Origin of the sequence: Niabella pedocola (genome assembly GCF_021044425.1) — a bacterium.
In the GTDB taxonomy this organism is placed as follows: domain Bacteria; phylum Bacteroidota; class Bacteroidia; order Chitinophagales; family Chitinophagaceae; genus Niabella; species Niabella pedocola.
The window spans coordinates 66,087-77,988 of the sequence record NZ_JAJNEC010000007.1 but is presented as its reverse complement, the minus strand read 5'-3'; the positions used below and the strand labels follow the sequence as shown (position 1 = coordinate 77,988).

8 protein-coding genes are annotated in these 11,902 nt (G+C 48.6%); 2 read left to right on the top strand and 6 right to left on the bottom strand.

Features of this window, described 5'->3' with window-relative positions; genetic code table 11:
- Window positions 1-32: 32 nt before the first annotated feature.
- Complete coding sequence (locus tag LQ567_RS21425; protein WP_231007828.1) at window positions 33-434, bottom strand: hypothetical protein; 402 nt, start codon at window positions 432-434, stop codon at window positions 33-35.
- A 65-nt stretch (window positions 435-499) separates the two neighbouring features.
- A complete protein-coding gene (locus LQ567_RS21420; protein ID WP_231007827.1) occupies window positions 500-2,038 on the bottom strand; it encodes a serine hydrolase in 1,539 nt (512 codons plus the stop codon).
- Between the two features lie 494 nt (window positions 2,039-2,532).
- Between LQ567_RS21420 and LQ567_RS21415 the strand changes: the two genes are divergently transcribed.
- Window positions 2,533-3,576 carry a flavin reductase family protein gene (locus LQ567_RS21415; protein WP_231007826.1) on the top strand — a complete coding sequence of 348 codons (1,044 nt, stop codon included), beginning with the start codon at window positions 2,533-2,535 and terminating at the stop codon, window positions 3,574-3,576.
- A gap of 227 nt (window positions 3,577-3,803) precedes the next feature.
- Here the strand turns inward: LQ567_RS21415 and LQ567_RS21410 are convergent, their stop codons facing one another.
- Complete coding sequence (locus LQ567_RS21410; RefSeq protein WP_231007825.1) at window positions 3,804-4,700, bottom strand: L,D-transpeptidase; 897 nt, start codon at window positions 4,698-4,700, stop codon at window positions 3,804-3,806.
- Between the two features lie 209 nt (window positions 4,701-4,909).
- Between LQ567_RS21410 and LQ567_RS21405 the strand changes: the two genes are divergently transcribed.
- Window positions 4,910-6,070: a Gfo/Idh/MocA family protein gene (locus LQ567_RS21405; protein ID WP_231007824.1), complete on the top strand. Its 1,161-nt coding sequence runs from the start codon at window positions 4,910-4,912 to the stop codon at window positions 6,068-6,070.
- A 210-nt stretch (window positions 6,071-6,280) separates the two neighbouring features.
- On the opposite strand, the gene LQ567_RS21400 is transcribed toward LQ567_RS21405, so the two are convergent.
- The 3 genes from LQ567_RS21400 to LQ567_RS21390 are packed head-to-tail and all read right to left on the bottom strand — an operon-like array spanning window position 6,281 to window position 11,837.
- Window positions 6,281-7,618, bottom strand: a complete 1,338-nt coding sequence (locus LQ567_RS21400) for a TolC family protein (RefSeq protein ID WP_231007822.1) — start codon at window positions 7,616-7,618, stop codon at window positions 6,281-6,283.
- A gap of 48 nt (window positions 7,619-7,666) precedes the next feature.
- A complete protein-coding gene (locus tag LQ567_RS21395; protein WP_231007820.1) occupies window positions 7,667-10,762 on the bottom strand; it encodes an efflux RND transporter permease subunit in 3,096 nt (1,031 codons plus the stop codon).
- A gap of 25 nt (window positions 10,763-10,787) precedes the next feature.
- Window positions 10,788-11,837, bottom strand: coding sequence for an efflux RND transporter periplasmic adaptor subunit (locus LQ567_RS21390; RefSeq protein ID WP_231007818.1), 1,050 nt, complete (start codon window positions 11,835-11,837; stop codon window positions 10,788-10,790).
- Window positions 11,838-11,902 lie beyond the last annotated feature (65 nt).

The window sequence follows — 11,902 nt, the reverse complement described above, 5'->3', positions numbered from 1 at the left end:
GGCCGGTTCGGCCCAAAACGATTTGAAGGGAATTACCAGATTATGATTGCAAGAAATGCAGACAGGAGGTAAAATCCTGTCCCGAAAACTGTCCATTTACTGAGCTCCGCTGCTTTTCGATGATAGCCGTCAGCTTCAAAAACACCCATAAAAACGAGCTGTATAATACCTGGGAAAAGGAAGGCCAGGAATTTTAGGTACCTATCCAGGGGAGCAGCGGCACGGGCCTGAACTGCCTCATCGGCTTCTTTTGATATGATATTTGTGTTTTGGGAAAGGTTACGGTTATCGAATTCGGCTTTAGCCGCCTGCAGCGCTTCGGGCAGAAAAAGGTCTTCCCGTACCGACAGGATGCGCATCAGTTCCGCATCGGTTTGTTCTTTCATCACTGCTTTAAAATCCATTTCTTTTATCGCTGTTGTTTTAATGCTCAACGCCAGGTTATAGCGGGCGGTTCCTGCTCCGCTTCAAAAATAAATGATGAGAATAGCAGCCCGGATCATTTTATCATCAGGCCCTGCGGGTCTTTTGCAAACAGGTAGGCATCATATTCAATAAAGTCTGTGGCCTTGATCTGTACCGTTTCCGCCTTGCCGTTTTTAAGGGTAAAAATGGCGGGAAAAACACCAAAGCCGATATTGGAGTAGGTGAGCCGGAAGGTATTGTCATCCATATATTCCAGTGTTGCGGAAAGATCCGGGTGATGCTGAAAGGAACAGCGGAGCTGGTTATTGCCCGCTTTCGAAACCTGGATCTTTCCGTAAACCGTATTGTAATAAGCACCGGTATAGGCATCCAGCGGTACGGGCGTATGGTTTTGGGCGTTCACCCTTGCCTGCATATTTTTCAGATCGGCTTCCATCTGCCGGTTGTTTTTTGTTGCAATACCCTGCAGGAACCGGCTGCGGTCTTTATACGGTACACCCAGGTAGGCGTCCAGCAGCTGGTAACGTAGGGCTTCAAAAAAATGTTGATTGTCGTTATTGGTTAGGATCACGATGCCCAGTTTTTCTTCCGGAACAAAACACAGATTGGTTACAAAACCAAAAGCACCGCCGGTATGCCAGTATACCTGCCGGCCATTGTAGTCCGCCGCATAAACGCCCAGGCCATAAGTTACAAAATGAATGGGATAGTTATTGTTTTTACGGTTGTTTACCGTAATATTCGCATCCCGTGTTTTTTGCAGCACTTCCCAGGGCAGGATCCGGTTGCCTTCAAAGCGGCCACTGTCCAGCTGCAACCGTAGCCAGCGTGTGAGATCTTTTACATTGCTGACCATGCTGGCGGCCGGTCCCAGGTTATCGATCTGGTCATAGGGCAATACCGTAAGCGCACCGAACATATTGGTATGTGGTGCCGCGGCATTAGCCCGTTGCGCCATACCCGCAGTATTCATATATGTTTGATGCATACCCAATGGCGCCAGGATCTGTTGCTGAACATACTGCTCCCAGGTTTGCCCGGTTACCTGTTGCAGGATCCGTCCGGCGGTTAAAAAACCTGCATTACAGTAACCATAATCCTGCCGGAACAGCCCCGATGGCTTGAGGTAGCGCAGCTTCCAAAGGATGGAGTCCTGGGGAAGATTCGAATCCCAGAAGGTAAAATCGCCCTGGAAAGTACGGGTTCCCAGGCGGTGGCAGAGCACATCCCGGAGCGTGATCAGCTGAGTGGTGGTACTGTCCCACATCCGGAACCAGGGAAGATACCGCGTTACCTTATCGTTGAGTGAAAGTTTTTTTTCATGATCCAGCTTTGCAATGGCCGTTCCGGTGAATAGCTTGGAGTTGGATGCAATCATAAACAGGGTATTTTCATCCACGTTGCCGGGTTTGTTCATCTCCCGAACGCCGTATCCTTTTTGCAGGATCACCTGCCCATCTTTTACAATGGCGATGGCCAGCCCGGGGATCTGCCATTGCTGCATACCCCGCTGAATATAACGGTCCAGGCTGTCGCTGATAAAGGAAGGTGTTTGTGCAGACAGGAAGCCGGTACAGCCGGCCAAAAAAGCAGCAAGTCCTATTTTTTTCATATGTCTGTGAGGATTGAATGAACAATTACAGGATAAATATAATGAAAGGCGCTAAATGAACCGGGGTAAATGCTTGTTTGCCGACAGTTATTGCCTTTTGAGCCATTATTGAAACGAACGGCTCGGAGGGCAATTACCTTCATAGGGTTATCGGCAACCGCTGATATTTGGTTCCTGTGAAAATGAAACTTCAGTTACGCGCTTTCTGATGGATGCAACGGCTGAACAACGGGAAAAACGGGCGGTTTGCTGCATTCACAAAAACAGATATAATGCGTATGTAAAACAATAGGCAAACAACTTAGAGGCAAAGACAGGCGTTCTGGTTTTTACCGGGGCGCTTTTGTTTTTAATCGTATCTGTTCCTGCGGAAGCCGCTGAGGTAGCCGCAGCGGGTGTTCCTGTATCCGGTTGCGGTTTCAACTGGTTCGGTGTGGCGGCTCCTTTTTTCTAAAAGATTACGCTTTTCAATTGGATTTAGTACATTTATCCGGATGAACGACCCGATTACAAAGCGCCTCCGGATCGCGGCAATTATACAGGAAACGGCGGATGCAAAAACCTTTATTGTAGAGCCGCTGGATGGATGGATACCGGTGTACCGGCCGGGTCAGTTCCTGACGCTCATTTTCCAAAATCACCTGGGTGAGCAGCGTCGCTCGTTTTCTATTTCTTCCAGTCCTGATACCGATCCCCAGCTATCTTTTACGGTAAAAAAGCTGGACAATGGCGAATTCAGCCGGTACCTGATCTATAAGGCAAAAACCGGGGATGTGCTGAAGACTTCCGGTATCAGTGGTTTTTTTGTATTACCGGAGGATACCCGTGGAAAGCAATTCTGTTTTCTTGCAGCAGGAAGTGGCATTACGCCTTGCTTTTCGCTGATCAAAACGCTTTTAAAAACCACTGGTGTGCAAATGATCCTGTTGTACAGCAACCGTTCAGAAGCCGATACCATTTTTTACGAAGAGCTCAAGTTGTTGCGGGATGCCTATGCCGGCCGGCTGCTGATCCATTTCATGTTCAGCAATCATCCGCAGGTACTGCAAAAGCGGCTCAGTCATTGGGTGCTGACGCACCTCGTAGCCCAACACCTTCCGGTACAGATCCGGAAGGACACGCTTTTTTATATATGCGGTCCGTATGATTATATGCTGATGGCTGATATCTCGTTAAAAAGCAACGGGGTGAAGGGAACGCAGATCATCAAGGAAGATTTTTATCCGTTGCCGCGGCTGGTGAAACCCAAACCGCCAGACCTGGATGCCCATAAGGTAACCATACATATCGGATCCCTGGTGCGTGAGCTGGAAGTACAATATCCCAATACGATAACGGCAACCGGCAAGCGGGCAGGACTTACGTTGCCTTATAGCTGCGAATCTGGTCAATGCGGCAGTTGCGTGGCTACCTGTACTTCCGGGAAGATCTGGATGGCCTATAATGAGGTACTCACGGATGAGGAAGTTGCAAAAGGAAGGGTGCTTACATGCCAGGGCTATCCCATCGGCGGAGATGCCATAATTGTGTTTGAATAGCAGCGGCTAGTTGTGTTCGGCGAAAAAAATAAGGCATTCATCGTAAAAAACGAGGAATTCGTCGAATTTTTTCAATTAACATTTTTTTAGCGAATAATTTTATGGCTGCTAAAGAGAAACATTGACTATTTCTGAAAAAATTATATGCAACCACAGCTAACTGCTTTTGATTCTGAAAAACCAATTTCACATTTTTTACGGGCGTAACAACTTATCTGAACAGGGGTTTAACGCATGGTTACCGATGCGGTCTGCAGCACAGAATCCCGTTGTTGTTGTTTTTTAAGGATCTCGGGAAGCCAGGCCGATAAATGGCTCTTTAAGCTGTCTGGAGCAATGGTAAGTGCCGCCGGATCTTCTGTCAGTTTAAACCAGGGGCGTGGCTGTCCAAAAGGATATTGTCCAAACACAACAACCGGTGTACCCGTTGCAACCTGCTGGTTGTTCTTTAAAATCCATTGATCCGCCCAGCTGTAAAGAAACTGTGCATCCCGTTCCTGGAGACGCATGCAGCTATGGGATGCCGGATAACCGGGGAGTGCATATTCATGAAACCCGATGCCCCAGGTATTGTGCACATTAAAGTTCCATTTTAATACCCATTCATCATTAACAGTGCTGTTGGTTTTGCGGGCCTTCCAGTTTGCAAAGTACAGGTGAGCCGGTGTGGGCTTGCTTTTGCGGCCGGTGTTGGTTTGCCCGGTAAGCACCAGTTTGCCGTTTTCATACGCCCCAAAGGCCTGGGCATTGAGCGAAAAAACGAGGATCTTGGGAATGTCTTTTAAAAACGGCACCTCCTCGGGAAAAGGCATATATGCGGCAAGCGGCCGTGAAAAATCGCTGGGCACCAGGATGCTGTCGAGCCGGCGGATATGGCTGGAGTCGGTCCGGTTAATCGCCGTTAAAAGGTCGAGATGCCGCGCACCCTCAAAACTGTCTTTTAAAGCCTGCCATTCCTTCTTTTTTACAAAACGGTACGTGATCCCGGGTAGTTCCGGTGCCGCTTTTACAACGGAATCTTTTGCCGTTGGCTGCTGCGGGATGATGGCGGTTTGTTTTTCGGCCTGTCTGCAGGCGGTAAGCAGGATACAGATAGCTGTTACAGTTAAGAAGTTGGCGTTCATTTTTTAGTAATTGCTCCGCAATATCGGTAAAAAAAATTACAGATGTATAAAGCGTTGTTTAAATCTTCCTCCCCAATTCCGGTGAGGAGATCGCCGGATTTGGCTGCCGGAATGGTGGCCAGGAGGGCTGTTACGGCTCTATATCCAAACCCTTTTTCAAACAGAAATATGTATATTCGTAACCATTCACTTTAAATAAAAATTACTATATGAAAAGAGAAAAATTGCGCGTTGGTATGATCGGTGGGGGAAAGGATGCTTTTATCGGAGCTGTGCACCGCCTGGCGTTAAATATGGACGGATTGATTGAGCTGAGCTGTGGAGCGCTTAGCGTGCATCCGGATGTAGCAAGGGAGTCTGGAGAGCTGCTTTTTTTACCTGAGGACCGTACGTATCTGAGTTACGAGGAAATGATCCGCAAGGAAAGCGAACTCCCGGCGGATAAACGTATTCATTTTGTATCGATCGTAACGCCCAATTTTGTGCACTTTGCTCCCGCCATGATGGCGCTGGAACATGGGTTTAATGTAGTGATTGAAAAGCCGATGGTATTTAGCCTGGATGAGGCCAAACAATTGCAGCAGAAGGTAAAGGAAACAGGGCTGATGCTTTGTCTTACACACACCTATACCGGTTATCCGATGGTAAAGCAGGCCCGTCAGATGGTGGCAGAAGGTGCCTTTGGGAAAATAAGAAAAGTATATGTGGAATACCCGCAAGGCTGGTTGAGCCGTTTGTCTGAACGTGAAGGCAATGCCCAGGCAGCCTGGCGCACAGATCCGAAGAAGAGTGGAAAAAGTGGATGTATGGGAGATATCGGTACCCATGCGGCCAACCTGGCAGAATACATTACCGGTCAAAAAATCTCCAAACTTTGTGCGGATCTGAACACGATCGTGGAAGGCCGTAACCTGGATGATGACGGTGCGGTATTATTGAAGTTCGACCAGGGCGCATCCGGTGTACTGATCGCCAGCCAGGTGGCTGCCGGCGAAGAAAACGCGTTAAAAATTAAGATCTATGGTGAAAAGGGCGGACTGGAATGGCATCAGCAGGAACCCAATACCTTACTGGTAAAATGGTTGGATGCTCCCACGCAGGTATATCGCGCGGGTAACGGGTACCTGGGCGACTATGCAAAGCATAACTGCCGCACTCCGGGAGGTCATCCGGAAGGATACCTGGAAGCATTTGCCAATCACTACCGGAACTTTGCCACGGCATTACAGGCGAAAATGAACAACGAAACCCCGTCCAAAGAAAGCCTTGATTTTCCTTCTGTAGATGATGGTGTGCGGGGTATGGCGTTTATCGACAATGTAGTTGCTTCCGCACAATCCGATAAGAAGTGGTGGGATTTTGAGGTGTAGGTTTGAGCATTCAGATATGAGAATTGAGATTTGAGAATTCAGAATCCAGAATTGAGATTCGGGATGTTGGCAGTCAGTTTAGTTATCAGCCATTAGTGATCAGTTTTCAGCTGACTGCTGATGGCTGACTGCTGTTACTGCAATCCCCGGGATCTGGCGTCTGACCGCCGGATGCTCGCATCTGGATTCCGGATGCTCGAATCTCGCCGCTCATTTCACCAACGCGCCTTTCAGCCGCATCAACTCTGTTTCTGAAAGCTTGGTATTGTACCGTGCTTCAATCAATCGGTCGTAAGCCTGGGCCAGGCTGAGCTGCGCTTCCCGCAACTGCACCAGTGTAGCCATCCCCAGCTTGTAGGTCTGGAAAACAATTGCTACATTTTCCCGGGCCAGTTCAATATTTTCCTCCTCCAGTTTCAGCGCACGTTTTTGCTGGTCATAGTTCTTATAGGAGTTGAGCACATTCAGATTGAGCAGGGAACGCTGGTTATCGTAGTTTAACTCCTCCATTTTTAAGCCCCACTGGCTTTGCCGGATATCCCTCCTGGCCAGCAGTTGATTGAAGATGGGAATGGTGGCCGTTAACCCGTAATTATAACCATGGCTTTGGTTAAACAAGGTAGAGAACGGATTGATGACCTTCTTGTTTTCTGTTCGTGTAAAATTGTACATGGAGTTGAACGAAAGGGTAGGGTACAGCCCCGCCTTGCTTTCCTTAACCGTGTATTGTGCGATCTGGATACGGGTTCTCGCCAGTTGCAGGGATGGATTGCTTTGTTCAATTCCTTCGAGGATATTCCCGAGGGCTAGCTCGTAATTGAGCGGGATGGTATCGGGAATATCGAACGCCGCGCCACTGATCTGGCTGTTCATCGCCTGGGCCAGCTGTTCCTTTAGTTGTGCAACCTGTACTTCCTGTTGCATCCGTAAGGATTTCTGGCCATTCAGGTCTACCTTGCTTTGCAGTACATCCGGTTTGGCACCGGTGCCGATATCCAATTTGTTCTGCGCCAGTTTTGCCCGTTCTTCATTCAGCTTTATTTGTACATCCGTAGCTTCAATTTGCTGTTTACCCCTGGCAATAGCATAATAGTTCGCAATTACCGAGGCAATGGTATTCACGATCTGCTCTTTTATGGTGTATACACCGGCTTCCAGCAGGGATGCCGCTTTGTCGCGTGTGGCAAACATCTTTAACCCGTCAAACAATACCCAGTTTAGCGAAACGTTGGCCTGCACATTATTGCTCCGGAGATTGCTGGATTTCCGCTCCGTACCATCAGCCAGAGTTTGCTTCTGGTTGTTGTTGGTATTCGTAAGTCCGGCATTGCCGTTGATACTGGGCAGGAACACCATATTGCGGTAGCTGTAGTCAATGGCCGCGATGGTAGAATCATTTTTCGATAATTGTATCTGGTAATTATTGAGCAGGGCGGTAGCGATGGCTTCTTCCAGCGTGAGTAGCCGCTGCGCACGGAGCTGCCCGGAAAGTGTCAGCATCAAAACGATGAAGAACAGCGGCCGTAATTTATAAAAATAGTTGATCATTTATTAAAGCATTTTATCGTTGTGCGGGCGGTAGCTTCGCACAACCCCTTATGATGAAGCGTTCGCATCTTCCAGCCGCAACATTTCATCAAATTCTTTATTCTTTTTATTGGAAGAAAGATAACTGTAAATAGCAGGAATCACATACAGGGTAAGCACCAGTGAAAAAATGATCCCACCTACAATCACAATACCCAGCGGTATGCGGCTGGTGGCTGCGGCTCCCAGGGACAGGGCAATGGGCAATGCACCCAGGGCCATGGTCATGCTCGTCATGAGGATGGGCCTTAAACGCTGACCTGCTGCAAAAATCACGGCCTCGGTTTTGCCCATATTTTTCTTCCTGCTCTGGTTGGCAAACTCCACGATCAGGATCCCGTTCTTGGTTACCAACCCAATGAGCATGATCATCCCGATTTCGGAGAAGATGTTGAGGGTATGACCAAAGATCCAGAGCGAGAGCAGGGCGCCCGCCAGTGCCAGCGGTACGGTAATCATAATAATAAAGGGATCCACAAAGCTTTCGAACTGGGCAGCCAGGATCAGGAAAATAAGGCCCAGCGCCAGTAAAAAGGCAAAGCTGGTATTGCTGCTGCTTTCTGCAAAGTCGCGGGCCGAGCCGCTCAGTGAGCTGGTGAACGATTCGTCCAGTACTTCTTTTGCGATCCGGTTCATTTCTTTAACCCCGTCGCCTACGGTATGGCCTTCGGTTAAGCCGGCAGATATCGTTGCTGATTTATACCGGTTGAAGTGATAAATAGTAGGCGGGGTGGTAGACTCTACCGCGTTGGTGATATTATCCAGGCTGATCAGTTGTCCCTGGTTGTTGCGCACAAATATTTTTTTCAGATCATTGGGGTCATCCCGGTTGATGCGGTCTACCTGTGCCATCACCTGGTATTGCTTGCCGCTCCGTGTAAAATAACCGAGCCGCTGGTTACTGTACGCGGTTTGCAGGGCCTGTGATACGTCGCTTACCGTTATACCCAGCTGCGCTGCTTTTAAGCGGTCCACATGTACCCGCAACTCCGGTTTATTAAATTTGAGGTCGGCATCCACCTGCTGCAGGATATCGCTTTTGTTACATTCCTCCAGGAATTTCGGTAATATTTCAGAAAGCTTTTCAAAGTCATTGTTCTGGATCACAAACTGTACATCCTGCCCGCCACGACGGTTCACCTGGATGGTTTGATCCTGGATGGCAAAAGCGCGGGCCTCCGTATATTTGGAAACATGCCGGTTCACATAGTCCACGATCTCCTTTTGAGACCGGCTCCGTTCATTGGGCGGTACCAACCGTACCCGCACCATTCCCGAGTTAGCGCTTCCGCTCATACGCGATCCGGTGATCGAAAGCACGATCTCTTTTTCCGGAACAGAATCGATGAGGAACTGGGATACCTTGTTTACATAGTCATCCATGGCATAAAAGGAAGTGCCCTCCGGTGCGGTAAGGTTTAACCGGAACTGGCTCTTGTCTTCCATGGGGGCAAGCTCCGATTGTATGTTGCGGCCGATTACCAGGATGATGCCAAGGCAGGCGAGAAGGATCACCCAGGATACCCACCGCACTTTCATGAATGCTTTTAGCGACCGCTCATACTGTTGTTCCATGCCCCGGAAAAAAGGTTCGGTCTTGTTATAAAACCAGGAATGCTTGTGTACATCTTTTTTTGAAAGAAATACGTTTAGCACCGGTGTAAGGGTAAGCGACACAAAGGCGGAGATCAATACGGCACCGGCAACTACGATCCCGAACTCGCGGAACAGGCTGCCCACAAATCCCTGAAGGAAAATGATTGGCAGGAAAACAACCGCAAGGGTGATCGAAGTGGCGATCACCGCAAAGTAGATCTCTTTGGAGCCCTCCAGCGCGGCTTTCCGTTTGCTCATACCTTGTTCCAGCTTCTTAAAAATGTTTTCAGTAACCACGATCCCGTCATCCACCACCAGCCCGGTTGCCAGTACGATGGCCAGCAGCGATAATACGTTGATGGTATAACCCATTACATACATAATAAAGAAGGCGCCGATCAGGGAAACCGGGATATCGATAAGCGGACGAATGGACAGGATCCAGTCGCGGAAGAAAAGATAAATGATGATCACTACCAGGCCAATGGCAATAAACAAGGTTTCTTCTACTTCGGTGATCGACTTTTTAATGTACTGGGTTTGATCGAGGGCGATGTTGAGTTTAATATCATTAGGTACTTCTTTCTTGATGGTTTCCAGTCGTTTGTAAAATTCATTTGAAATAGAAACATAGTTGGCGCCGGGCTGGGGAATGATGGCCAGTGCGATCATGGGAATGGCACTTTCCTTTAATGCCGATTCTTCGTTTTCTGGCCCAAGCACCACGTTGGCTACATCTTTAACCCGTATATCGGCACCCCCCACATTTTTAATAATGATATTCTCAAATTCCTCTTCTGTATCCAGCCGCCCAAACGTACGGATGGTGAGTTCGGTATTTTCACCGGTCAGCTTCCCGGAAGGCAATTCGATATTTTCCCGTTGCAGGGCCGACTGAATATCGGCGGCGGTGATGTTGAAGGCGGCCATTTTATTGGGATCGAGCCAAAGCCGCATTGCAAAACGCTTTTCTCCCCAGGTATCAATACTGCTAACGCCGGGTATGGTTTGCAGCCGGTCTACCAGATTGTTGGTGGCATATTCTGTAAGCTCCAGCGGGTTTTTGGTATTGCTTTGTACAGTCATGGAAAGAATGGGCTCAGCACTGGCATCTGCCTTGGTAACGGCGGAGGGCTCTTCCAGATCTGGCGGAAGCTGGCGTTGAGCCGCAGAAACCTTATCCCGGACATCATTTGCCGCGGCTTCCAGGTTGGCGCCTACTTCAAATTCCACGTTGATATTGCTGCTCCCGTTGCTGCTGCTGGAGGTAATGTTCCGGATACCGGCAATACCGTTGATGGCATCTTCCAGTGGTTCCGTGATCTGGCTTTCGACGATATCGGCATTAGCCCCCGGGTAGGTGGTGCGCACACTGATATTGGGCGGATCGATGGCCGGGTAATCGCGTACCCCCAGGAACTTAAAGCCGATGAAACCAAATACGATGATCACTACGTTCATCACAATGGCCAGTACCGGCCTTCTCAAACTTAGCTCAGAAATATTCATCAATAAAGTATTGGATGGTATGCCATCATCTTTTTCCGTTAACGATTTTATTTATGCTCACTTTCGCATTCGGCTTTGTGGCCATTACCCCGGTTACGAGAATGGTGTCACCCGGTTTCAGCCCTTTGATGATCTCTACCCGTGCAGAATCCCTGCTGCCGGTTTCTACATCTGAAAAAAGGGCTTTGCTGTTGCTAACCAGGATCACCTGTTTTCCGCGGGCGGTGGGTAATATGGATTGTGTAGGAATAAAAAGGGCATCGCTTTTTGGAGCGAAACTGATCTTTACTTTGGCAAAGGCCCCGGGTATCAGGCCTTGTGTATTCCCGGTTACGGTTCCTCTCACGGTCAGGCTCCGGTTGGTAACCGCCACATTGGATTCGGTAGCCATTACTCTTGCGGTATAATTGGTCTGGTTGCCTTCTACGGTAAAATTTACGATTTGTCCGGAGACTATTTTAGATGTGTATTTTTCGGGTACTACAAAATCGATCTTCAGGGTGCTGGTTTGGTTGATGGTGGCAATAACGGTGGCGGGGGTTACATAGGCCCCGATGCTGATGGCCTTTAATCCCATTTTACCGTTAAACGGCGCCCGGACCACAGTACGGGAAATTTCGGTGCGGATCAAAGCAATATCTGCCTGGATATTCTGCATGGTAAGCAGGCTGTTGTCGTAATCCTGTTTGCTGATCCCCTGTATATTTACCAGCTGCCGGGCCCGGTCTTCGTTTACTTTGGCAATATTAAGCTGCGCTTCCAGCTTTTTTAACTGTGCCTGCAGGTCTCCGTCATAGATCTTTGCCAATACCGTACCCTGCGATACAAACTGACCTTCACGGATGTTGAGCTGGGTTACCCGGCCGGATACTTCGGGATGAATTTCTGTTACTTCATTGGCAACGATGGTGCCGGGTGTTTCAATATTTTCAGCGAAGGATTCTGAAGTTACAATAAAAGCATCTACTTTGGCGGTGCCTTTTTTCTGACCGGCAGGGGCGGCCTTCTTTTCATGGCAGGCCAGGGTACTCAATAGCGTCAGCAGCAGGAGTAAGGGCGTTGAAATCCGGTTCAAATGAATGTTTTTTAATTGTATAATGAATATTCGGTATAAATAGATATAAGACTCTTTTACTGCGA

What these genes read in the sequence shown, in the direction of transcription:
- LQ567_RS21420 (WP_231007827.1), bottom strand. Translation starts at nt 2,038, where the DNA reads ATGAAAAAAATAGGACTTGCTGCTTTTTTGGCCGGCTGTACCGGCTTC.
- LQ567_RS21415 (WP_231007826.1), top strand. Translation starts at nt 2,533, where the DNA reads ATGAACGACCCGATTACAAAGCGCCTCCGGATCGCGGCAATTATACAG.
- LQ567_RS21410 (WP_231007825.1), bottom strand. Translation starts at nt 4,700, where the DNA reads ATGAACGCCAACTTCTTAACTGTAACAGCTATCTGTATCCTGCTTACC.
- LQ567_RS21405 (WP_231007824.1), top strand. Translation starts at nt 4,910, where the DNA reads ATGAAAAGAGAAAAATTGCGCGTTGGTATGATCGGTGGGGGAAAGGAT.
- LQ567_RS21400 (WP_231007822.1), bottom strand. Translation starts at nt 7,618, where the DNA reads ATGATCAACTATTTTTATAAATTACGGCCGCTGTTCTTCATCGTTTTG.
- LQ567_RS21395 (WP_231007820.1), bottom strand. Translation starts at nt 10,762, where the DNA reads ATGAATATTTCTGAGCTAAGTTTGAGAAGGCCGGTACTGGCCATTGTG.